Origin of the sequence: Sphingobium sp. UBA5915 (assembly GCF_002431195.1) — a bacterium.
Classification (GTDB): Bacteria; Pseudomonadota; Alphaproteobacteria; order Sphingomonadales; family Sphingomonadaceae; genus Sphingobium; species Sphingobium soli.
Map to the genome: position 1 here is coordinate 16561 of NZ_DJDV01000109.1, position 21656 is coordinate 38216.

Consider the following 21656-nt stretch of genomic DNA (forward strand, 5'->3'; position numbering starts at 1 on the left):
CGCGCCCTGCCTGCAACCCAACAGAAAAGCTTACAGGCTGGCGCCCGAAGCGATATCCGGCTTGGTGACGACATCGGGGGTATCCGCAACGCCGCCGATCAGCACGAAGCGACGGTCGCAATAGCCGCAATCGACGTAACCATGCTCGTCGATTTCCAGAAACACCCGCGGATGGCCGAGTGCTGCGGGAATATCGCCCGATCCGTCGCAGGAGACGCGGGGCTTTGAGACTCGAATGATTTCAGGCGGCTGGATCATGACGTATGGAATTAGCAGCGGCCGCATTATATCGCAATATGCCCGATTACATAGGGCGCATCAGTTCGCGAGCGCTCACATCTTTCCAATCCTGCGCGGTCGATGCCGACCTTAGCCGCCACGTCGCGCAATCCTGCGTCGCAATGACCGCCAGGGGCGAACACATCAGCAGCGCGGGAAGGATAGCTTCGGCAAAAGCAGCGATAGTCGGCATATCGACTATGTGGCCAATCGCGGCTTGCCACAGGCTGAACGTTGCGAAGGCGAGATGACATTGCAGCCCGATTGTCCCATCGAGCGCGCATGGCTGGGGATTTACATCGAGGCGAATAGGGAGATTCAGCGACGGCGCGACTATCGCCAATATAGATGGTGGGCGATGACGGGCTCGAACCGCCGACATTCTCGGTGTAAACGAGACGCTCTACCAACTGAGCTAATCGCCCCCGTGGGGAAGGCGCCTATTGCGGCGAAATAGGCCGGCGGTCAAGCCTCAGCCGCACAGCAATCTGCGGCTAGCGCCGAACCAGCGCACCATCGCATCGGCCGTGTCGTTCGCCAGCGAAATAAAAACGCGCCGGCCATCCTGCGGGTCGGCATGTCGCTGCACCATGCCCTTGTCGGTTAGCGTTCGGATCCAGCGCAACGCCGTCGTGGGCGGTACGGCGGCGGCGATGCACAGGCTCGATACGGACACGCGTTCCTGTTCCAAACGTGCGGCGAGCAAATCCAGCAGCATGTCCCAGGCTGGATCAGCGAATAGATCGCCAGGCAGAAAATCCGCCCGGATACGCCGTGCGCGCAGCATGTCGCGTATCTGCTCTGCGCTCACCGATCCCCCTTGGACCGGACGCGCCGGGGGAGAGAAAGGCGCGATCACGGGCATGCCAATATAGTCACTGGGACGGTCGGATATCCGTGGCCCAAGATCGAAGCTTGGCGTGGCGGAAGCCTTCCCCCGTTGCGTCAAGGCGTCGATCGTGCGCGCAAGGCGGCCTACTTCTTCGCTCAACTGCTGCAATCGCAAGGCTTCCCGGTCGACTTCATGCACGCTGCCGCTGAACGGACGATGCTCACCGGCCGCGACCAGCGCCGCCGCCAATTCCACCGGGTCGGGATCGCACAAGAGCTGGGTGTGTGCGCTGCGAATGCATGCAAAGGCAAGGTCGACCGTATCCCATCCAGCCACCAGCACAACAGCCATGCCAGTCTGGATTGCCTGGGTTTCCACCTGGACAAGCAATCGCTCCAGCGTTGCGGTCATGATCGGGCAAAACAGCAGGAGCGTGTCGCAGTGCGTCTGCTCATCCAGCCTGGCCGACGCTTCGGCCAAGCCGGTTACGCCTAACAACCGCAGCTTGGCGGCATCCGCAATCGGCGCCACTTCTTCCATATCGGCCCAGTCGGCGATAACGAGCAGACTTTGCCGATCATCGCGCTGCGCGATTGGCAGGTCGGCCTCCCGAAAGGGCACATCGCTCGAAAAACTGTCCGTCATGATTCTGCACCTGTTCTAGCTTCGTTCCAGAGAATAAAGCAAGAACGGATCGATTCATCGGGACTTCGACCCGATCCGGACATTCAATGGACAAATCACTGCGACACCAACTCTCACCGGGGTTCATCGTATCCGGTTTCGATCCTTCAAAACAATGTGCTGGCGCGGTTGGCGGCGGGCGGCGCGATCGGTCGCTATCGGACCAGCTTCCTCCATTTTCGACTTATTTTCATAGCAATTAAACGCCCGTGGCGCGTGCAAACGCAATGTAGAGCGCACGCAGACGCATCGCGACGGGGCCTGGCCTGCCGTCCCCGATCGTCTCCCCATCGATCCGCACGACCGATTGGCACAAGGTCGATGCGCTGGTGATGAACGCCTCCTTCGCCTGTTTGGCCTCCGCGACGGTGAAGGAGCGGCGAATGAGCGAAAGGCCGTTTTCCTGCGCCAGCGTCGCGATAGCCGCGCCGGTGCAGCCAGCCAGAACGGACTGGCTGTAGGAGCGGGTGACGATGCCTTCTTCGGTCAGGATGAAGGCGGTGGACGATGCGCCTTCCGTCACGAAGCCATCCTCCACCATCCAGGCTTCCTGCGCGCCCGCGTCCCGCGCGGCCTGTTTGGCCATGGCCTGCGCCAGCAGCCCCACGCTTTTGATATCGCGGCGCGCCCATCGAAGGTCGGGGGCGGTGGCGACAGCGATGCCGTCATGCGCCGCCGGAACGTCCAGAAACGGCTTGGCCTGCACGAACAGGAACAGCGTGGGTTTCAGCCCTGCCGGTGGAATGAAATCCCGCGTCCTGTCCGCCCCGCGCGTCACCTGCAGATAGACCAGCCCTTCGGTCAAAGCGTTTCGGATGACCAACTGTTTCTGCACCGCCTCAATCTCTTCAAGGCTGAGCGGAAGGTCGATGCCGATGGCGCCAGTCGAACGCTCCAGACGTGCAAGGTGCGAAGCGCTGTCGACCAGCTTGCCGTCGATGACCGCGGCCACCTCGTAAATGCCGTCGGCAAACAGGAAACCGCGATCAAGCGGCGAAATGCGCGCTTCGTCCAGCGGGAGATAGGCTCCGTTCAGATAGGCGACGGACATGATGTTCGGATTTCCTTGGCAGCGGACAATGGGGCGCTTTTCCGTCTTCCACACAAAGGGTCAAGCCACTCCGCAGGTTATGGCCGTCGTAAAATCCGGTCGTGGTCGGGAACAAGCGCAAAGGCTGGCCTCTATGGACCTGACCCAGCGTCGGCGCCCTCCGCTTTATTTCGCAGGATCAAGCAGGCAGCCCCAGCCGGGCCTGTAGCGGGCCGTGCGCGTCGCGAGCAGCGGAACGCTGGCACGGACGGCGCGCTGTTCCGGCGCGTCGGTCAGCTTCACCAAGCCCATGCCGGGCTCCTTGTCGTCAGTGCAATTGCCCATTGGCCGGCCTTCGACATAGCGGCAGGAACAGCCGATGCGCGCGCCATAAGCAGCACCGAGTTGCGCACGGGCATGGATCGCCGGTCCGTTCCAGGCAAGCAGGCCAAGACATATTACAACGATTAGCATTGCCCCGATCCACCATTTCTGTCGAACCGCCATGGCTCTTTCCCGCGCTCGCCTGTAAAGGCGCCGGCTTATGCAGATCGACAGCCGAATCGTAAAGCGTCTTGGCCTGGGCGCAGGCATTTCCGCGTTGATAATCGCAGGATCGCTGGCGGGGCGCGCCGCCCCGACCCCCGAGCCGGTCTATATGGTCGCCCCCGATGTCGTGGCAGGCGAAAACGCGCTACGCGCCGCGATCGACCCGCTGTTCGATGATGAAGCCATGGGTCAGACCCGCGCATTGCTGGTGATGCGCGACGGCAATATTGTTGCGGAACGCTATGCGCCGGGCTTTGGTCCCGATACCAAACTGCTGGCCTGGTCGATGGCGAAGACCGTGACCGGCGTGCTGGCCGGGTTGATGGTCGCGGACGGCAGGCTGGCGCTCGACGCGCCGGTGCCCGTGCCAGCCTGGAGCCAGCCGGGTGATCCGCGCGGAAAGATCACCCTGCGGCAATTGCTGACCATGAGTTCGGGCATCGACCATGTCGAGGATGGCGATCCGGTCACGGCGGGCGATACGGTGCGCATGCTGTTCCAGGACGGCGCGCAGGACATGGCCGCCTATGCCGAAGCCAAGCCGCTGGCTCATGCGCCGGGCGAGAGCTTCGCTTATTCGACCGGCAGCACGATGATCCTGTCGGACTTGATGACCCGGATGCTGACCAATAGCGAGGACCCGGACGTGCGTCGGCGCGCGATGCAGATGTTCATCGACGGACGGCTAAAGGCACCGGGCAGGCTGCCGAGCCTGACCCCTGAATATGACGCCCATGGCACGATGATCGGCGGGAGCATCCTGCACATGACCGCGCGCGACTATGGGCGCTTCGGCGAATTGCTGCGCCGGCGCGGGCGCACCCCTGCAGGACACCAGATTCTGCCGGAAAAATGGATCGACCTGATGACAACGCCGTCTCAGCGCAATCCGGCCTACGGGCTGCATATCTGGCTGAACCGCAACAGCGATGAAAGCGCGCTGATGCCCGGCCAAGCGCCCGAAAGCTTGTTCGGCTGCGTCGGGCATAATGGGCAATATATCCTGATATCACCATCGCAGCGGCTGACCGTCGTGCGCATCGGCATGTCGCCCCGCAAGGAGCAGCGCCGCGCGGTGCGCGCGGGACTGGCGCGGTTGATGGGACTGTTTCCGGGCTAAAGCAGGAAGCGTCCCTCGATCACGGTGCGGCAGGCACCGGTCAGGATGACGCGGTCGCCTTCCAGCGCGCAGCCGAGCCGACCGCCCCGCGCGGATGCCTGCACCGCACTGATCTGCGTCTTGCCCAGCCGTTCCTTCCAGAAGGGGGTGAGGAGGCAGTGGGCCGAGCCAGTCACCGGATCTTCATCCACGCCGCCGCCCGGCACGAAAACGCGACTGACGATGTCGCTGTTCGTGCCGGGCGCGGTAGCGATGAGCATGACGTCGCCCTGCGCCCGTAGCGTGGCGAAATCCGGCGTCAGCGCGCGCACGGCCGCTTCATCGGGGAAGAGGAAGAGGCTGTAGCCGCCGTCGCGCCAATGCGATTCTATGGGAGCGCCACCCAGCCCTTCGGCAAGATCGGGCAAATCGCGCGGCGTCATGGTCCAGGCCGGCAGCGACAGGGCATAGCCCTGCCCAGCCCGCGATACGGTGAGTATCCCGGCGTGTCGCGTGCGGAAGCGGACCGCATCGCCCTCCATCAGCACATGGCCGCTCGCCAGCGTAGCATGACCGCACAGCTTCACTTCCAATGTCGGCGTGAACCAGCGCAGCGCATAATCAGCGTCCGGATCGTCCGGCGTCGCTATAGTGAAGGCGGTTTCGGAGAGGTTGTTTTCTTGCGCGATCGCCTGAAGCGTCTCGTCGTCCAGCCAGGCATCGAGCGGCATGACAGCGGCCGGGTTGCCGGTAAAGGGTGCGTCGGCAAAGGCATCGACCTGGGTGAAGGGCAGGCTGCTCATGAGGAATATCCTTTCGTTGACGGCCTTATGCCCGTCCGCCTGCCCGCCTGACAGGGCCGACCCGGTACAACTGGCCGCTCATCCCAGCAACACCAACGCGCCGCAGACCGCCAGGCCGACGATGATGTTGAGAGGCACGCCGATGCGGACGAAATCGGCGAAGCGATAGTCGCCCGCCGCATAGACCAGCGCGTTGGTCTGATAGCCGATCGGCGTTGCGAAACAGGCCGACGCCCCAATCATCAGCGCGATGACGAGCGGTCGCGCATCCACCTGCAATTGGTGCGCCAGCGCGATGACGATTGGCGTCATCAGTGCCGCCACCGCATTGTTGCTCAACAGTTCAGACAGGATGAGCGCGGTGAAATAGACGATGAAGATCAGCGCCCAGGGCGGCGCGACCTGCATCAGCGGCGTGATCCATCCCACCATCATCGCGACGCTACCCGCCTGCTCCAGCGCCACGCCGACCGCCAGCATGGCGAAGATCAGCACCAGGACGTCCCCGTCAATCGCGCCCCAGGCTTCCTCGGCATCGATGCAGCGCGTGGCGAGGATCGCGCCGACAGCAATGATCGCGGCAAGGCCGATGCCCATGATGCCCAGTGCCGACAGGATAATCACCATCGCCATGGCGAGGATCGCGATCCACGCCTTGTTGCGGCGGAAGGCGCGGGTGCGGCTGATGTCGACGCCCATGAGATTGGGATTGTCGCGCAGCGAGCGCATCGCGTCGTCGCTGCCTGCGATCAACAGGCGGTCAGCGCCGCGGATGCGGGCCTCCGCCAGATTGGGGCCGGGCAGGTGCCGGGCGCGGTTGATGCCGATGATGCGCACGCGCAAGGCATGCAAAAACGGTATATCCATCAGCCGTTCGCCGATCGAGGGGTGGCTTGGCGCGACCATCGCCTCGATCACCGTGCCTTCACGCCCCGATGTTTCGGAATCCGCGGCGATGCCCAGTTCGAAATGGCCTGATTCGCGCAGGGTCATGATCGCGGTGCCATCGGCGCGAACGATCAAACGGTCGCCGGCGTGAAGTTCCTCCTGCGACAGGTCGCCGCGCCGTATCTCGCCAGCCCGCTTGAGGCCCAGCAGCGCCGCCGAGCGCCCGAACACCGTCAATGACCCGATGTCCTTGCCGATATAATCGCTGTCATGCGGCACCACCAGTTCGGTCAGATAATCCTGCGCATTGCCGCCATCCTGGCCCGAAATCGCTGGCGGATCGCTGGGCAGCAGGAAGGACAGTCCAACGAGCGCCGCCAGCCCCGCGACGGTTCCCGCAATGCCGAAGGGCGCAATGTCAAAAATGCCGAAGGGCGTCATACCTTGATCCGCCGCGATGCCCGCGACGATCAGGTTGGTCGATGTGCCGATCAACGTGATGCAGCCGCCAAGCACCGCCACGATGCTGAGCGGCATCATCAATTTCTTGAGTGGCACGCCCGTCACCTGCGACAATTTGAAGATGATGGGAATAAGCACGACGACGACGGGCGTATTGTTGAGGAATGCGGACGCCACCGTCGCGCCCAGCATGACCTCCACGATCGCCAAGCGCGGATGTTTTTCCGCGCGTTTCATGACAAAATCGGCCGCCCGGTTGATCGTGCCGGTCCGGATCAACGCGCCCGCCAGCACGAACATCGCGCCGATCGTCAGCGGGGCACTATTGGAGAAAACGGAAAAAAGCCCCTTTTCGTCCAGCAATCCCAGCGCGGCATAGGCACAGGCGCCCAACACGGAAACAACCGTCGGCGAATAGCGTTCGCGCACAAATTCCACGAACATCAGCGCCAGGATGACGAGGCCGATTTCCGCGCGGTAGACGCCCAATAGCGCGGACATGAAATGCATCTGGCGTTGGCCCCCTGGAACGCGTGAAGCCGCGTTTTAGCCCCGGTCAACGAAATGGGCCAGCCATGGTTGCATGGCTGGCCCGTGTCGCGGCGTTGAGGGGACGTTTTGACCGTCAATCCACGCTTTTTCATCGCCGCGTTTTCCGCAAAAAACGCTTTGACGCGCAGTGACGCTCCCCAGGCTTACGCTCTGCCGCACGCCCTCCCGCGGGCGTTGAGTGTCATGCTAGCGTAACAGAGGCGAGTCGTCTCGCACGGAACGGACGTCCGGCGCAGGATTGGCGCGGTTCGGCGCGTCAGTCGCCTATACCGCCGCACTGGGCGCGGTGAAGCAGCTTCTGGTCGACGAGGACCAGCGCCATCATTGCTTCCACCACGGGCACGCCGCGAATGCCCACGCAGGGGTCATGCCGCCCCTTGGTGATGATCTGCGATGCATCGCCATCGCGCGTTACGGTATCGACGGGGATCAGGATGGAACTGGTCGGTTTGAAGGCGACCCGCATTTTGATCGGCTGGCCAGTCGAGATGCCACCGGCGATGCCGCCTGCATGATTGGCTAGGAACGCGGGGCCATCGGCGCCCGGCCGCATGGGATCGGCATTGTCTTCGCCGCGCAGGCGCGCTGCGGCGAAGCCGTCGCCGATCTCGACACCTTTGACTGCGTTGATGCTCATCATCGCGGCGGCCAGTTCGCTGTCGAGTTTGGCATAGAGCGGCGCCCCCCACCCCGCCGGCACGCCGGATGCGACGCATTCGACGACCGCGCCCAGGGACGAACCATCGAGGCGCGCGGCGTCGACCAGTGCCTCCCAACGCTGGGCGGCTTGCCGGTCCGGGCAGAAGAAGGGGTTTTCACCGATCTGCGCCGGATCGAAATTGGCGTAGTCGATCGCGTCGCCGCCAATCTCGCTCACATAGGCAAAGATGTCGATGTCCGGGATGACGAGCCGCGCCACCGCGCCTGCCGCCACGCGGCTGGCGGTCTCCCGCGCTGACGATCGACCGCCGCCGCGATAATCGCGAAACCCATATTTGGCGTCATAGGCATAGTCGGCATGGCCCGGGCGATAGGCCTTGGCGACGTCGGAATAATCCTTGGACCGCTGGTCGGTATTCTCGATCATCAGGCTGATTGGGGTGCCGGTGGTGCGTCCCTCGAAAACACCCGACAGGATGCGCACAAGGTCCGCCTCGCGCCGCTGGGTCGTGAATTTGGACATGCCGGGCTTGCGCAAGTCCAGCCATGGCTGAATGTCCGCTTCGGTAAGCGGCAGGCCGGGCGGGCAGCCATCGACCACCGCGCCAATGGCTGGCCCATGGCTTTCGCCCCAGGTAGTAAAGCGAAAGACGCGACCGAAGCTGTTGAAACTCATGTGTCCAGCGCCCTATTTTTCCAGAGCAATGTCCGGTGCATCTTCAGCCTTCATGCCGATGACGTTATAGCCCGCATCGACATGATGGATTTCGCCGGTCACCCCTGCCGCCAGGTCAGAGAGAAGGTACAGGCCCGCGCCGCCAACATCCTCGATCGTGACGTTGCGACGCAGCGGCGAATTTAACTCGTTCCATTTGAGGATGTAGCGGAAGTCGCCGATGCCGCTGGCCGCCAGGGTTTTGATCGGCCCCGCGGATATGGCGTTGACGCGGATATTTTCCGGCCCCAGGTCCATCGCCAGATATTTGACGCTGGTTTCAAGCGCCGCCTTGGCTACGCCCATGACATTATAGTGCGGGATCACCTTTTCCGCGCCATAATAGCTCAGCGTCAGGATGCTGCCGCCGTTCGGCATCAGCGCTCGGGCGCGCTTGGTGACGGCGACAAAGCTGTAGGCAGACACGTTCATCGTCAGCAGGAAATTATCCAGGCTCGTATCGACATAAAGGCCGCGCAGTTCATTCTTGTCGGAAAAACCGATGGCGTGGACGACGAAGTCGAGCGCGCCCCAGCGCTGCTCGATTTGCGCGAAGGCGGCGTCAAGCTTGTCCATGTCAGTGACGTCGCAGTCGATGAGGAAGTCGGAGCCAACCTGTTCCGCAAGCGGCCGCACGCGCTTGGCCAGCGCATCGCCCTGGTAGGAGAAGGCCAGTTCCGCGCCCTGCGCATGCAATTGCTTGGCGATGCCCCAGGCCAGCGACTTGTCGTTGGCCAGCCCCATGATGAGGCCGCGCTTTCCTGCCATCAAGCCTGTCATATCGTCGTTCCGTTTCCTTTGTCCTGCCCGGTCGCGTCCGTTTCCTCATCGGGAAATTCCGCCAGCGCCGCGTTCAATTCCGCGCCAATTACCACGCCAAGGCCGACTAGGAAGAAAAAAATAAGGGTGATCATCACGCCCGCCAGACTGCCATAGGTGCGCCCATAGCCCCCCAGCAGAGACAATGTGGGCGGCAGCAACAAGGTCGTGCCATACCACCAGAGCGCGGTGGCGACTGCACCAGGCCATTTGGGAAAACGCCGATCCTTGTATGCCGTAGGCGTCAGAGCCACGAACAAGGACCAGAGCGCCACGCACACGATCGCCATCGGCACCAGCCGCGCCGACGCGACCAGCGCAATGGCGTCATCCGCCCAGGGAACGAGGCGCACCAGAAACTGGTCGATCCCGGTGATGACCACCTGCATCGAAAAGGCGAACATGACCGCAAACACGCTAAACAGCGTGATGCCGATGGCGCTCAACCGATATTGCCAGAAGGCCTTCGTGCTCTTCGTGCCATAGGCGCGGCGCAATATGTCGCGGATGGTTTCGATGAGGCTCCCGACCGTCCACAGCCCGACCAGTCCGCCCAGCCACAATAATGGTCCGGAGCGGGCGGTCAGAACATCATTGATCGGCTGGCGGACGACATCGGCCACGCCGCGCGGCACGGTATAAAGAAAGGCGTTGAGGGCCTGAAGACCATCCTGGGTGCGCCCGAACACGCTGGCTACCGCCGCTGCGACGATGAAGAAGGGGAACAGCGTCATCAACGAGAGATAGGCAAGGTTCCCCGCGTGGATGAAACCATCGCTATAGGTGCCGACCAGCACACGTTTGGCCACTTCGAAACCATGCGACCCCGGCCGCACCCTGGCGATCTGGCGGTGGAGGCGCGCCCGCGCGCCATGTCCGGACCGGCGGCGCGATTCCGGCGAGAGAGGAGACGGCATCGGCATCAGCCGATCCTAACGCCTCATACGCCCAGATGGGCGCGCACGGGGCGCGCATCCTGCCAGTTGTCCACAAAAGCGCGGATCGCGGGATCGTCGGCCGGCAGGTCGATGTGGAGCGTCACGAGCTGATCCCCGCGCCGCCCATCCTTGCCGGTGAACCCCTTGCCGCGCAGTCGCAGCGTCTTGCCGGACGATGTGCCTGCCGGAACGCCCAGCATGACCGGTCCATCGACGGTCGGCACCTTGACCTTGCCGCCCTTAACAGCCTCATCCAGCGTGATGGGCAGGTCCAGCAGGACATTGTCGCCATCGCGCGTGAAAAAGGGATGCGGTTTGACCTCGATCGTCACGATCGCATCCCCCGCGCCGCCCGGCCCCGCCTGCCCTTTGCCAGACAGACGCATTTGCGTGCCAGTGTCCACGCCGGCAGGGAGCTTGAGATCGATCGTTTTGCCGTCCTGCAACGTGATCCTCTGTGGCGCCAGGGTCGCGGCATCGGTAAACTGCACTGCCAGCCGATAGGCGACATTGGCACCCTTTTGCGGCGGTGCCTGCCGGCCAAAACCACCGCCAAAGCCCGCGCCACCGCCTGCCCTGCGGCCTGCGCCGCCGAACAGTCCTTCGAAAATGTCGCCGAAATCCGCCCCGCCTTCGCCATATTCGAAATGAGCCGACTGGCCGCCAGGGTTGCCGCGAAAGCCGCCATTGCCGCCGCCAAAGCCGAAGGGCGCGGTCGGATTGCCGTCGACATCAATCTCCCCCCGGTCGAAGCGGGCGCGTTTGTCCTTGTCGGACAGCAGGTCATAGGCGTTGGTCGCGGCGGAGAATTTTTCCGCAGCCTGAGGATTGTCCTTGTTCCGGTCGGGATGCAGTTCCTTGGCCAGCTTGCGATAGGCGGATTTGATCTCCGCCTCGCTGGCGCTACGGGCTACGCCCAAAGTGGAATAGGGATCAGCCATTCATCCTACCTGTTGCAAAAAAGCATCACTTGACGCCTATGTGGACGATGCATCGCCGACATTCAAGTCAGGGATGTGCGGAGAAGGCTGTCAAATGGCGCATATCGACAGCGTAGCGCGAGCTGCCTAGAAAGCGCACATGACCGATCCCTTCATCCTTTTCGAAGCCTGGTTTGCCGAAGCCCGGAAAACCGAAGTCAATGACAGCAACGCCATGGCGCTGGCGACCGCAGATGCACGCGGACGCCCGTCATCGCGCATGGTGCTGCTAAAGGGGCACGGGCCGGACGGCTTCATCTTCTACACCAATTTCGAAGGGCGCAAGGCGCGCGATTTGCTCGAAAACCCCCATGCCGCCTTGCTGTTTCATTGGAAGTCGCTGCGGCGGCAAATCCGTATCGAAGGACAGGTTGATGCTGTCGACGATGCGACCGCTGACGCCTATTTCGCGACGCGCAGCCGCGACAGCCAGCTTGGCGCATGGGCATCGGACCAGTCGCGCCCCCTGCCCGACCGGCAAGTCTTCATGGACCGTTTCGAGGAGGTAAGCGCGCGCTTCGAAGGCGGTGCGGTGCCACGACCGCCGCACTGGTCCGGTTTTCGCGTGACGCCCGACCGCATCGAATTCTGGCAGGACCGCGCGCACCGCCTGCATGAACGCCGCCTGTTCGAAAGAGAAGGCGCAAACTGGCGCGAGGGGCTGCTCTATCCCTGACAAATGCCGTTAGCCTCACAAGGAGGGCGACCGGCAGACGAGGAAAGGCGGTCCTGCTTCGTCTTCCCTGATGCGACTGGACGCGCGCAATTGCCGGGCGGCCATGCGCCTGTTAGGTGTCTGGCCTGACAGATGTACACATAAGGCGGGGGCGTGCCTGTGGGCGGCCTTAGAGGAACTTGATGCGAAACAGACTGACGGCGTTCATCCTCATCGGCATGGTCGCGGGGGTGCTGACCGGATATGTAGCCAATCTCTGGGTCGGCGGCGACGAAGCCACCGCGAAGGATGTGGCCGGATATTTCCACCTGCTCGCCGACATCTTCCTTCACCTCATCAAGATGATCATCGCCCCGCTGGTCTTTTCCACGCTGGTCGCTGGTATCGCCCATATGGGCGACAGCGCCGCACTGGGCCGCATCGGCGGGCGTGCGCTCGCCTGGTTCATCATCGCCAGCCTGATTTCGCTGACGCTGGGCCTCATCCTCGTCAATTTTTTCCAGCCCGGCGCTGGCTTGAACCTGGTCCGATCGGGTGTCGATTCGGGCGTGAGCACCGAGGGCCTCAACTTCCGCGACTTCGTGCTCCATATCTTCCCCACGTCGATGATCGGGGCGATGGCGGAAAATTCGATCCTGCAGATCGTCGTCTTTTCGCTGTTCGTAGGTGTTGCGCTGACGGCCATCGGCGAGAAGGGCAAGCCCATCGTCACGGTGATCGAGGCGATGGTCGAACTGATGCTGCAAGTGACCGGCTATGTCATGCGGGTCGCGCCGCTTGCCGTTTTCGGCGCGCTGGCCTCGTCCATTACCGTGCAGGGGCTGGGCGTGCTCCAGACCTATGGCGAACTGGTCGGCGAATTCTACATCGCGATATTCTGCCTGTGGGGCTTGCTGTTCCTTGCCGGATCATTGTTCCTGGGCAAGCGGATGATCAAGCTGGTCCGGTATGTCCGCGAACCGATCCTGATCGCCTTTTCGACGGCGTCGTCCGAGGCGGCCTATCCCAAGATGCTGGAGCAGCTCGATCGGTTCGGCGTGCCGCGGCGAATCTACAGTTTCGTGCTGCCGCTGGGCTACAGCTTCAACCTTGACGGATCGATGATGTACGCGACGTTCGCGACCATCTTCATCGCCCAGGCCTATGGCATCGACCTGCCGATCACCACGCAGATCACCATATTGCTGGTGCTGATGGTGACCAGCAAGGGCATCGCCGCCGTGCCGCGCGCCAGCCTGGTCGTCGTCGCCGCGACGCTGGGCCAGTTTGACCTGCCGGTGGAAGGCATCGCCTTCATCCTGGCGGTCGATCACTTCATGGATATGGGCCGCACCGCGACCAATGTGCTGGGCAACGCGATCGCGACGTCGGTTATCACCAAATGGGAAGGCATGCTGGAGGTCGAGGAGCCCGAGGATGTGCCGCATCCCAAGGCGCCGGCGCATACATCAGCCGATGGCCGGCGCGGGTTGGAGCTGGCGTCCGACATGGTGGAGGATCCGCGCAAGGGGTGATGCCGCCTCGCGCTGGCCACTCACCATAACACGCCGCGTGCCGGCTTGATCGGATCGGGCGCCGGGTCGCCGATCGACTGGAGCAGGTCGATCTCGATCGTGCGGCACATGGCCGTCAGCGGATTGTCGTGCACCGTGTTGGCGAAGGGATCGACCAGGTCGTCGCCGATTCGCAGTACCGCCAGGAACATCAGCCCCGCGACCGTCGAACCCAGCGGCGTGGCAAAGCCCAGCGTTTCAACGAGGCCGATGGGCAGGGCGATGCAGAAGATGTGGGTGAAGATGGTAGGCAGATAGCGATATTGCACGGGCAGCGGCGTGTTCTTGATCCGCTCCATCCCGCCCTGCGCATTGGCGATATCCACCAGCACGGCCTCCATCTGCATCTGCTGGATCGTGTCCAGCCAGCCGTTGCGCCGGCCGATGTCGATCCGCCGCCCGGTGCTGTCGAGCAGCCCGTTGGCAGGATTGGTGCGGGCGAGCGCCTTGCCCTTGTCCTCCTCCGTCAGGAATTTCGTGACATCATCGCCGATGGGCTGGCGGCGCAGCTGGCAGCGCAGCGCGTTTACATAGGCTATCTGCCGCTTGACGATTTCGCGCTTGAGTTCGGCGGCGTCTGGGTCGGGCATGAAGTTACGGGTCGCGCGGGCGATGTTGCGCGAGGCGTTGATCATCGCGCCCCAGAGCGTGCGCGCTTCCCACCAGCGTTGATAGGCGCTGTTCGACCGGAAGCCCAGAAACAGGGCGAGCGCCGAGCCGAAGATGGTGAGCGGCAATTCGGGCGCCTTGAAGGGCAGCAGATAATAAGTGACTGTGACCGCGCAATCCCAGATGAACAGGACCGTCAGCGGCTTCCAGACTTCGGACGCTATGCGGCGGAAACTGGGGACGGGATCAACGATCATGTGGCTCTCCGAATACAGAAATGCTGCAACGCAACATCATCGGAGAGGCTCCCCGGTAAAAGGGCCGCAACGAAAAATTACAGTTCCGCCGATCAGCGCAGTTTCGCGATCGACAACCCGTCCTGTTTGGCACGAGCCTTGACCGATTCCTCGCTGCGCGTGAGCGCCCTGGCGATGGCCTTCAAGGCCATCCCCTTTTTCGCCAGGCTGTGCAGCTTCTGGATTTCGTCCTGCGTCCAGGGCTGCTTGTGCCGCTCGAAGCGTTCTCCCGCCATCGTTTCCTCCTCTAGTCCGCGAAGGGATCGCGGACGAGGATGGTGTCGTCGCGTTCAGGAGACGTGGACACGAGCGTGACCGGGCAGCCGATCAGCTCCTCGATCCGGCGGATATATTTGATCGCCTGCGCCGGCAGGTCCGCCCAGCTGCGCGCGCCCGCCGTGGTGTCGCTCCAGCCGCCGATCGTTTCGTAGATCGGCTCCGCGCGCGCCTGGTCCTGCGCATGGGCGGGGAGATAGTCGAATGTCCTCTCGCCGATGCGATAGCCGGTGCAGATCCTGAGTTCCTCGAACCCGTCGAGCACATCGAGCTTGGTGAGCGCGATGCCGGTGACGCCCGACACCGCGACCGACTGGCGCACCAGCACGGCGTCGAACCAGCCGCAGCGCCGCTTGCGGCCCGTGACGGTGCCGAATTCATGGCCACGCTCGCCCAAGCGCTGGCCAATGTCATTATCCTGCTCGCTGGGAAAAGGGCCGGAGCCGACGCGGGTGGTGTAGGCCTTTGTAATGCCGAGCACGAAGCCCGCGCCGCTCGGGCCAAGGCCGGTGCCGCTCGCCGCCGTGCCCGCCACCGTGTTGGACGAGGTGACGAAGGGATAGGTGCCATGATCGATGTCGAGCAAGGTGCCCTGCGCCCCTTCGAACAGGATGCGCTTGCCTTCGCTCTTGGCCTTGTTGAGCGTCAGCCAGACCGGCTTGACGAAGGGCAGAATGAAGGACGCGATTTCCGTGAGCTCGGCGAGCAGCGCGGCGCGGTCGATCGGCGCTTCATTGAAGCCCGCCCGCAGCGCGTCGTGATGCGCGGTCAGCCGGTCGATCTGCGGGCCGAGGTCATCGAGATGGGCAAGATCGCACACGCGGATGGCGCGGCGGCCGACCTTGTCCTCATAAGCGGGGCCGATGCCGCGCCGGGTGGTGCCGATCTTGCCAGCGCCCGACGCATCCTCGCGCAGGCCATCAAGGTCGCGGTGGAAGGGCAGGATCAGCGGGCAGGTTTCAGCGATCTGGAGATTGTCGGGCGTGATCTCCACCCCCTGCCCCTTCAATTTGGCGACCTCGTCCCGGAAATGCCAGGGGTCGAGCACCACGCCATTGCCGATGACCGATAGCGTGCCGCGCACGATGCCCGAGGGCAGCAGCGAAAGCTTGTAGACCTTGTCCCCCACGACCAGAGTGTGGCCGGCATTATGACCGCCCTGGAAGCGGGCGACGACATCGGCGCGTTCGGACAGCCAGTCGACGATCTTGCCCTTGCCCTCGTCACCCCATTGGGCGCCGATCACGGTCACATTTGCCATGGATACAATCCTTCCGCCCGCCGCGGTGACCGGCCATGCCCTTCGACGGGACTCGACATGCCGGTGGGATGAGGGACGCGGGGGCGTCCGAATGCGGGGCGCGGGTTAGCCGCGTGGGGCCGCCGCGTCAAGGCTGGCCGCGCCGGAGCGTCGGGATAGTGGGGCGCAAGAACGTGTCGCCTTCGGCCGAAGTTCACAGTGTGGCAGGGCCTATGCGCCCATGACGCGACCGCGACGCGACCATAAGGCGACCACGAAGCGACACCTGGCAAAGACGGCGTCGACGGCCCGACGATGGGCGCGCGGCGCGGGGAAGCGGCGCGTTGCGGGCCGGGGGTGGCGGCGGGGCCATATGGGAGGGACGCAGGCGTCATCCCCAAGGGTAGATCAGAGAAAATCCTACATTGGAAGGGGGATGGAGGGATCTAGCGGTCGCCCGGCGGCCCGGCCATGGGTCGGAGAAACAGGACGGCCCTTCGACGGGCTCAGGGCGAACGGGCACTATGTGGAAACGACCATCATCCACCGTCATCCCGGCCTTGAGCCGGGATCCCGCTTCTTCATGTGAGCGAAGAAAAGCGGGATGCCGGGTCAAGCCCGGCATGACGACTGTAGGAATGGCAGGAAGCGACCATTTTAGGTCAGCTGAGATGATTCCTGCATATACCTAGAGCAGACATTCCCCTCCTTTAGGAAAACTCATGGGTTTTCATGAAGTGCCCTGTCTAGCTCGCGAGCAAGCAGTGGAGCATCCGGGTCATTTTTTCTCGCTGCTAACCGCGCCCGTTCCGCTTCCATGGCTTTTCGGCGCTTCACGCCCGGCAACGCCGCGATTTTGACATATATTTTAATAGCCTTCACCCAAAGAGCATCTGACGATGGCACATCCTCCAATGCCCTCGAAAATGGAGGTGCGTTAACGACATATGTATTGCCTTCTTTTTTCAGGAAGGTCACAACGAGCATGCCTTTGTCGAAAACCTGACGATTACATCCGCCTGAAAAAACGTCGGGATTTGGCTCTTGCAAATTGCGAGGATTACTTGCGACAGCCTTCCATCGACGGCTTGATATAGCGCCATATTCATAAGATATTTGTTGAGGCAGTTGGTCGCCCTTGAGAAGCGCAATTGGCGTTAGCGACGCTTGGCGAAAGCCAAATTGAGAATTAACCGCCCCCGCTCTGACTTTTGCCAGAACAATTGCGTCCGAGCCTTCCACTAGTTGCAAAGTGGTCGGGACGCGATAGCCCCTAACCACTGAGCATGCTTGTGCAGATGAGGGGATCGTTACAGTCGCTCCAAGATATGCAGCTATGATGGTTTGCTTCCACATGAACCGATGATGGCGAGTATCCTATACTTTGGCAACGTCGGCTGTCCTTTGATTGCCACGAATACCGGACGGTCTCATTTCCACCCATCCCCGTCGTTCGTCCAAGGCGCCCGGCAAAGAGCGGGGATGCTTCGCCTATGCGTCAATAAGCGCGCGGCTCTGCGCCGTCGAGCCAGTGGGAGCAGCGATGGGCGGCGCCGTCTTCGCCCTCGCTGAGCGCGGCGATGGTGTACCAGCCTTCGCCGCGCAATTCGGCCGCGCGGGCGGCGTCGTGGCCCACGGGTAGGAACAGGCGTTTCGGGCTGTCGCCGCCAAAGCCCGCGTCGATCAGCGGGTCGGGATAGAGGGAAAAGCCCATCGCCGGTTCATCCGCGCCGTCGGCGCGGGCGATGGCGTAGCTGCCGCCGCGGCCGATCTCGCCGACGAAACCTTCGGCGAAGATCGAGAAGCCGAACCAGTTCTGGAATTCAAAGCCATGGCGTTCGGTCGGATCGAGCGTCAGGGTGATGTCCCAGCCAATGGGCTTGGCGATGGCGCGCAGGCCCGCGATGCGGCTGTCGATCGCGCCGCTGACACGGGCGCTGAACGCCTCCAGCCGCTCCATCGCTGCATGGAAGGGGCCGGTCGCTTCGATGAGCGGCAGGTATGCGGCGGCGGCCGGGCCATGGGCGGAGAGCGCGCCGGCATCCTTGGCGTCGAGTTCGGCGCGCACCGCCTCGACCTGGGCGCCGCCAAGCGGCAGGGGACCGGCGGCGAGCATATCGACCAGGTCGGGCAGCGTGAAGTCGATGGTGATGCCGGTGACGCCGGCGGCCTGCAACGCCTCTATCGCGATGTTGACGATTTCGACGGCGGCCGGGACGCTGTCGCTGCCGATGAGTTCGGCGCCGAGCTGCATCTTTTCACGTTCCGGCCGCAGCTGGGTCGCCTTTTGCCGGATGACGGGACCGGCATAGGAGAGACGCAGCGGGCGCGGCGCGGCGGCCAGGCGGGTGGCGGCGATGCGGCCGACCTGCGCGGTCATGTCCGGGCGGAAGGCCAGGGTCCGTTGCGACACGGGATCGACCACGCGCACCAGATCCTGCGCACGCATGGAGGTGAGCCTTTGCGTCAGCGTATCCTCAAACTCCGCGAGCGGGGGCATGACCCGTTCATAGCCATGGGTCGCGACGGTATCGAGCACGCGCCGCACCAGCCGCGCGGAGGCTTGGGCCTGGGGCGGCAGGCGGTCGGACAGCCCTTCGGGCAGAAGGCCGGGGGGGATGGTAGTCATGAACGGCCCTTTAGCGGAAATCGCCGCTTATTCCACTCCGTTCGTCCTGAGTAGGGGCTGAGCGAAGTCGAAGACCCGTATCGAAGGATGGCCTCGTGGACCTCCTTCGATACGCCATTTCGACTTCGCTCAATGGCTACTCAGGACGAACGGATGGTGAAACCTCACGCGAAGCGGAGCAGCTTGACCTGGTTGACGCCGGTGAGGTTGCAGATTTCCCAGCGCAGCGGTTCGGTGACAGTGCCATCGACCGAGAGCAGCAGCACCGCTTCGCCGCCCTGGTCGCGCCGACCGAGGTGGAAGGTGCCGATATTGACGTTCGCTTCGCCGAGCGTCGAGCCTAGGCGGCCGATGAAGCCGGGCGCGTCCTGGTTGACGATGTAGAGCATCGTGCCGCCAAGATCGGCCTCCACCTTGATGCCGAACAGTTCAACGAGGCGCGGCTGGGCGTGGCCGAACAGCGTGCCCGCGACCGAACGATCGCCGTTGGCGGTGGTCACGGTGACGCGCACCAGCGTCTGATAGTCGCCTTCGCGGTCATGGCGCACTTCGCGCACGTCAAGGCCGCGTTCCTTCGCCAGGAAGGGCGCGTTCACCATGTTCACCGTGTCGGAATAGACGCGCATGAGGCCCGCGAGGACGGCGGCGGTGATCGGCTTGGGGTTGAGCTGTGCGGCCTGGCCCTCGACCTCGACCGCGACGCCGGTGATGGCGTCGCCTTCAAGCTGGCCGATCAGCGAGCCAAGCTTTTCGGCGAGCGCCATATAGGGCTTCAATTTGGGCGCTTCCTCAGCGCTGAGGCTCGGCACGTTAAGCGCGTTGGTGATGCCGCCGTCGAGCAGATAGTCGCTGAGCTGTTCGGCGACCTGCAATGCGACATTGACCTGCGCCTCGTCGGTCGATGCGCCCAGATGGGGGGTGCAGATGAAGTTCGGGGTGCCGAACAGCGGCGATTCCTTGGCCGGCTCGGTCTGGAACACGTCGAGCGCCGCACCCGCGACCTGGCCGCTGTCGAGCGCATCCTTGAGCGCCGCTTCGTCGATCAGGCCGCCCCGCGCGCAGTTGATGATGCGCACGCCCTTCTTGGTCTTGGCGAGGTTTTCGCGGCTGAGGATGTTGCGCGTCTGGTCGGTAAGCGGCGTGTGCAGCGTGATGAAGTCGGCCCTGGCCAGCAGCGTGTCGAGATCGGCCTTTTCCACGCCCATTTCGACGGCGCGCTCAGGCGTCAGGAACGGATCGAAGGCGACGACCTTCATCTTGAGGCCAAGCGCGCGGGTCGCCACGATCGAGCCGATATTGCCCGCACCGATGAGGCCCAAAGTCTTGCCGGTGACTTCGACGCCCATGAAGCCGTTCTTTGGCCACAGGCCCGCTTGCGTCTGGGCATTGGCTTCGGGCAGCTGGCGCGCAAGCGCGAACATGAGCGCGATGGCATGTTCGGCCGTCGTGATGGAGTTGCCGAACGGCGTGTTCATGACGATCACGCCCTTGGCCGAGGCATAGGGGATGTCGACATTGTCGACGCCGATGCCGGCGCGGCCGATGACCTTCAAATTGGTTGCGGCGTCGAGAATGTCCTTGGTGACCTTGGTCGAGGAGCGGATGGCGAGGCCGTCATAGTCGCCGATAATGGCCTTCAATTCTTCGGGGGTCTTGCCGGTGATGACGTCGACATCGACGCCGCGTTCCTGAAAGATGGCGGCGGCGCGGGGGTCCATTTTGTCGGAAATAAGGACTTTGGGCATGACGAATTGCCTTTCTTTGCAATTCGTCATCCTGGCGAAAGTCAGGATCTCAGGCGGCCAGGTCGGACCTGGAGGCCCGAGATCCCAGCCTTCGCTGGGATGACGGGTATATCAGGGAAAAGATGTTTAAGCGGCCTTGGTCTGGGCATAGGCCCAGTCGAGCCAGGGGCCGAGCGCTTCGATATCAGCGGTTTCCACCGTCGCGCCGCACCAGATGCGCAGGCCCGCAGGCGCGTCGCGATAGCCCGCAATGTCATAGGCAGCGCCTTCCTTTTCGAGGAGGGCGGCGAACGCCTTGATGAAGGCTTCGTCCGCACCCTCCACCGTCAGGCAGACGCTGGTCTTCGAGCGCGAGGCGGGATCGGCGGCGAGATGGCCGAGCCAGTCGCGGTCAGCCACGATCCTGTCGAGCGCCGCCGCATTGGCGTCGGAACGAGCGATCAGGCCATCAAGGCCACCCAGCGACTTGCCCCATTCCAGCGCGAAGATCGCATCCTCGACCGCCAGCATGGAGGGCGTGTTGATCGTTTCGCCCTTGAAGATGCCTTCGGCAAGCTTGCCCTTGGCCATCAGGCGGAAGACCTTGGGCAGCGGCCAGGCGGGGGTGTGGGTTTCGAGCCGTTCGACCGCGCGGGGGCCAAGGATCAGGACGCCATGGCCGCCCTCCCCGCCCAGCACCTTCTGCCAGGAGAAGGTGGCGACGTCGATCTTCGTCCAGTCGATATCATAGGCAAAGACCGCGCTGGTCGCGTCGGCGAAGGTCAGCCCCTCGCGTGTCGAGGGAATCCAGTCGGCATTGGGCACGCGCACGCCCGACGTGGTGCCGTTCCAGGTGAACAGTACGTCATGGCTGAAATCGACCTGGGCAAGGTCGGGCAGCTGGCCATAATCGGCGCGGATGATGGTGGGGTCGAGTTTGAGCTGCTTGGCGGCGTCCGTCACCCAGCCTTCGCCGAAGCTTTCCCAGGCGAGTGTCGTCACCGGGCGCGCGCCCAACATCGTCCACATCGCCATTTCAAAGGCGCCGGTATCGGAGCCGGGGACGATGCCGATGCGGTGCGTGTCGGGCAGCTGCAAAATCTCGCGCATCAGGTCGATGCAGTAAGCGAGGCGGGTCTTGCCGATCTTGGCGCGGTGCGAGCGGCCGAGCGAGTCCGTGCTCAGCTTGTCGGCGCTCCACACGGGTGGCTTGGCGCAGGGACCGGAAGAGAAAAAGGGGCGCGCCGGCGTGGTGGCGGGCTTTGCGGCAGGCGCAATGGTGGCGTCAGCGGCAGTCAGATCAGTCATGTCATGCTTCTCCTTGCAGAGAGCGCGCGCGGCGTTGGGACCGCGTGGCCCGTCG

General features: G+C 63.4%; 20 protein-coding genes and 1 tRNA gene. 3 read left to right on the top strand and 18 right to left on the bottom strand.

Translation table 11 applies throughout. The annotated features are described in order from the left end of the window. Positions 1–30 precede the first annotated feature (30 nt). The 5 genes from B2V90_RS19565 to B2V90_RS19585 form a co-directional block, all read right to left on the bottom strand. Positions 31–258 carry a zinc-finger domain-containing protein gene (locus B2V90_RS19565; protein WP_037543564.1) on the bottom strand — a complete coding sequence of 76 codons (228 nt, stop codon included), beginning with the start codon at positions 256–258 and terminating at the stop codon, positions 31–33. A 370-nt stretch (positions 259–628) separates the two neighbouring features. Then, positions 629–704 (bottom strand) — tRNA-Val (locus tag B2V90_RS19570). 47 nt (positions 705–751) lie between these two features. Then, entirely contained in the window at positions 752–1756 is a 1005-nt protein-coding gene (locus B2V90_RS19575; protein WP_228221011.1) for a winged helix DNA-binding protein, read from the bottom strand. Positions 1757–1994: 238 nt separating this feature from the next. Continuing rightward, complete coding sequence (locus tag B2V90_RS19580; protein ID WP_228221012.1) at positions 1995–2846, bottom strand: D-amino-acid transaminase; 852 nt, start codon at positions 2844–2846, stop codon at positions 1995–1997. 165 nt (positions 2847–3011) lie between these two features. Then, on the bottom strand, positions 3012–3332 hold the full coding sequence (locus B2V90_RS19585; protein WP_228221013.1) for a hypothetical protein: 321 nt from the start codon (positions 3330–3332) through the stop codon (positions 3012–3014). A gap of 37 nt (positions 3333–3369) precedes the next feature. Here B2V90_RS19585 and B2V90_RS19590 point away from each other — a divergent pair, with 37 nt between their 5' ends. Continuing rightward, positions 3370–4494, top strand: a complete 1125-nt coding sequence (locus B2V90_RS19590) for a serine hydrolase domain-containing protein (RefSeq protein WP_228221014.1) — start codon at positions 3370–3372, stop codon at positions 4492–4494. On the opposite strand, the gene B2V90_RS19595 is transcribed toward B2V90_RS19590, so the two are convergent. The 6 genes from B2V90_RS19595 to B2V90_RS19620 all read right to left on the bottom strand — a co-directional run bounded on the left by B2V90_RS19595 (position 4491) and on the right by B2V90_RS19620 (position 11251). Next, entirely contained in the window at positions 4491–5276 is a 786-nt protein-coding gene (locus tag B2V90_RS19595) for a PhzF family phenazine biosynthesis protein (protein ID WP_228221015.1), read from the bottom strand. The genes B2V90_RS19590 and B2V90_RS19595 overlap by 4 nt on opposite strands. 78 nt (positions 5277–5354) lie before the next feature. Further along, positions 5355–7136: an SLC13 family permease gene (locus B2V90_RS19600; RefSeq protein ID WP_228221016.1), complete on the bottom strand. Its 1782-nt coding sequence runs from the start codon at positions 7134–7136 to the stop codon at positions 5355–5357. Between the two features lie 298 nt (positions 7137–7434). Further along, positions 7435–8514: a chorismate synthase gene (gene aroC / locus B2V90_RS19605; RefSeq protein ID WP_228221017.1), complete on the bottom strand. Its 1080-nt coding sequence runs from the start codon at positions 8512–8514 to the stop codon at positions 7435–7437. A gap of 12 nt (positions 8515–8526) precedes the next feature. Continuing rightward, positions 8527–9333 carry an enoyl-ACP reductase FabI gene (gene fabI / locus B2V90_RS19610; RefSeq protein ID WP_037543152.1) on the bottom strand — a complete coding sequence of 269 codons (807 nt, stop codon included), beginning with the start codon at positions 9331–9333 and terminating at the stop codon, positions 8527–8529. Next, positions 9330–10295 (bottom strand): YihY/virulence factor BrkB family protein, encoded by a 966-nt coding sequence (locus B2V90_RS19615; protein WP_228221018.1) that lies wholly within the window; start codon positions 10293–10295, stop codon positions 9330–9332. The genes fabI and B2V90_RS19615 overlap by 4 nt, the downstream gene beginning before the upstream one ends. A 17-nt stretch (positions 10296–10312) precedes the next feature. Continuing rightward, complete coding sequence (locus B2V90_RS19620; RefSeq protein ID WP_228221019.1) at positions 10313–11251, bottom strand: DnaJ C-terminal domain-containing protein; 939 nt, start codon at positions 11249–11251, stop codon at positions 10313–10315. A 139-nt stretch (positions 11252–11390) separates the two neighbouring features. On the opposite strand from B2V90_RS19620, the gene pdxH reads away from it, so the two are divergent. Beyond that, positions 11391–11966 (top strand): pyridoxamine 5'-phosphate oxidase, encoded by a 576-nt coding sequence (gene pdxH / locus B2V90_RS19625; protein WP_228221020.1) that lies wholly within the window; start codon positions 11391–11393, stop codon positions 11964–11966. 182 nt (positions 11967–12148) lie between these two features. Continuing rightward, positions 12149–13480, top strand: coding sequence for a dicarboxylate/amino acid:cation symporter (locus tag B2V90_RS19630; protein WP_009822873.1), 1332 nt, complete (start codon positions 12149–12151; stop codon positions 13478–13480). Between the two features lie 20 nt (positions 13481–13500). Here B2V90_RS19630 and B2V90_RS19635 read toward each other — a convergent pair whose 3' ends face one another. From B2V90_RS19635 to B2V90_RS19665, 7 genes are all read right to left on the bottom strand, one after another. After that, positions 13501–14385, bottom strand: a complete 885-nt coding sequence (locus B2V90_RS19635; protein ID WP_228221021.1) for a bestrophin family protein — start codon at positions 14383–14385, stop codon at positions 13501–13503. A gap of 92 nt (positions 14386–14477) precedes the next feature. Continuing rightward, positions 14478–14660 (bottom strand): hypothetical protein, encoded by a 183-nt coding sequence (locus B2V90_RS19640; protein WP_037543566.1) that lies wholly within the window; start codon positions 14658–14660, stop codon positions 14478–14480. 11 nt (positions 14661–14671) lie between these two features. After that, on the bottom strand, positions 14672–15961 hold the full coding sequence (locus B2V90_RS19645; protein WP_228221022.1) for an adenylosuccinate synthase: 1290 nt from the start codon (positions 15959–15961) through the stop codon (positions 14672–14674). 699 nt (positions 15962–16660) lie between these two features. After that, a complete protein-coding gene (locus B2V90_RS19650; protein ID WP_228221023.1) occupies positions 16661–17296 on the bottom strand; it encodes a hypothetical protein in 636 nt (211 codons plus the stop codon). Between the two features lie 142 nt (positions 17297–17438). Beyond that, positions 17439–18569, bottom strand: a complete 1131-nt coding sequence (locus B2V90_RS19655) for an ATP phosphoribosyltransferase regulatory subunit (RefSeq protein WP_228221024.1) — start codon at positions 18567–18569, stop codon at positions 17439–17441. 164 nt (positions 18570–18733) lie between these two features. Further along, positions 18734–20314 carry a phosphoglycerate dehydrogenase gene (serA, locus tag B2V90_RS19660; protein WP_228221025.1) on the bottom strand — a complete coding sequence of 527 codons (1581 nt, stop codon included), beginning with the start codon at positions 20312–20314 and terminating at the stop codon, positions 18734–18736. Positions 20315–20440: 126 nt separating this feature from the next. Next, the gene (locus tag B2V90_RS19665; RefSeq protein ID WP_228221026.1) at positions 20441–21601 is read right to left on the bottom strand and encodes a phosphoserine transaminase; all 1161 of its coding nucleotides are present in this window, start codon (positions 21599–21601) and stop codon (positions 20441–20443) included. Between the last annotated feature and the right edge of the window lie 55 nt (positions 21602–21656).

What these genes read in the sequence shown, in the direction of transcription:
- B2V90_RS19590 (WP_228221014.1), top strand. Translation starts at nt 3,370, where the DNA reads ATGCAGATCGACAGCCGAATCGTAAAGCGTCTTGGCCTGGGCGCAGGC.
- B2V90_RS19655 (WP_228221024.1), bottom strand. Translation starts at nt 18,569, where the DNA reads ATGACTACCATCCCCCCCGGCCTTCTGCCCGAAGGGCTGTCCGACCGC.
- B2V90_RS19630 (WP_009822873.1), top strand. Translation starts at nt 12,149, where the DNA reads ATGCGAAACAGACTGACGGCGTTCATCCTCATCGGCATGGTCGCGGGG.
- serA (WP_228221025.1), bottom strand. Translation starts at nt 20,314, where the DNA reads ATGCCCAAAGTCCTTATTTCCGACAAAATGGACCCCCGCGCCGCCGCC.
- B2V90_RS19575 (WP_228221011.1), bottom strand. Translation starts at nt 1,756, where the DNA reads ATGACGGACAGTTTTTCGAGCGATGTGCCCTTTCGGGAGGCCGACCTG.
- B2V90_RS19665 (WP_228221026.1), bottom strand. Translation starts at nt 21,601, where the DNA reads ATGACTGATCTGACTGCCGCTGACGCCACCATTGCGCCTGCCGCAAAG.
- B2V90_RS19580 (WP_228221012.1), bottom strand. Translation starts at nt 2,846, where the DNA reads ATGTCCGTCGCCTATCTGAACGGAGCCTATCTCCCGCTGGACGAAGCG.
- B2V90_RS19600 (WP_228221016.1), bottom strand. Translation starts at nt 7,136, where the DNA reads ATGCATTTCATGTCCGCGCTATTGGGCGTCTACCGCGCGGAAATCGGC.
- B2V90_RS19650 (WP_228221023.1), bottom strand. Translation starts at nt 17,296, where the DNA reads ATGTGGAAGCAAACCATCATAGCTGCATATCTTGGAGCGACTGTAACG.
- fabI (WP_037543152.1), bottom strand. Translation starts at nt 9,333, where the DNA reads ATGACAGGCTTGATGGCAGGAAAGCGCGGCCTCATCATGGGGCTGGCC.
- B2V90_RS19585 (WP_228221013.1), bottom strand. Translation starts at nt 3,332, where the DNA reads ATGGCGGTTCGACAGAAATGGTGGATCGGGGCAATGCTAATCGTTGTA.
- B2V90_RS19640 (WP_037543566.1), bottom strand. Translation starts at nt 14,660, where the DNA reads ATGGCGGGAGAACGCTTCGAGCGGCACAAGCAGCCCTGGACGCAGGAC.
- B2V90_RS19565 (WP_037543564.1), bottom strand. Translation starts at nt 258, where the DNA reads ATGATCCAGCCGCCTGAAATCATTCGAGTCTCAAAGCCCCGCGTCTCC.
- B2V90_RS19620 (WP_228221019.1), bottom strand. Translation starts at nt 11,251, where the DNA reads ATGGCTGATCCCTATTCCACTTTGGGCGTAGCCCGTAGCGCCAGCGAG.
- B2V90_RS19635 (WP_228221021.1), bottom strand. Translation starts at nt 14,385, where the DNA reads ATGATCGTTGATCCCGTCCCCAGTTTCCGCCGCATAGCGTCCGAAGTC.
- B2V90_RS19595 (WP_228221015.1), bottom strand. Translation starts at nt 5,276, where the DNA reads ATGAGCAGCCTGCCCTTCACCCAGGTCGATGCCTTTGCCGACGCACCC.
- B2V90_RS19615 (WP_228221018.1), bottom strand. Translation starts at nt 10,295, where the DNA reads ATGCCGATGCCGTCTCCTCTCTCGCCGGAATCGCGCCGCCGGTCCGGA.
- aroC (WP_228221017.1), bottom strand. Translation starts at nt 8,514, where the DNA reads ATGAGTTTCAACAGCTTCGGTCGCGTCTTTCGCTTTACTACCTGGGGC.
- pdxH (WP_228221020.1), top strand. Translation starts at nt 11,391, where the DNA reads ATGACCGATCCCTTCATCCTTTTCGAAGCCTGGTTTGCCGAAGCCCGG.
- B2V90_RS19645 (WP_228221022.1), bottom strand. Translation starts at nt 15,961, where the DNA reads ATGGCAAATGTGACCGTGATCGGCGCCCAATGGGGTGACGAGGGCAAG.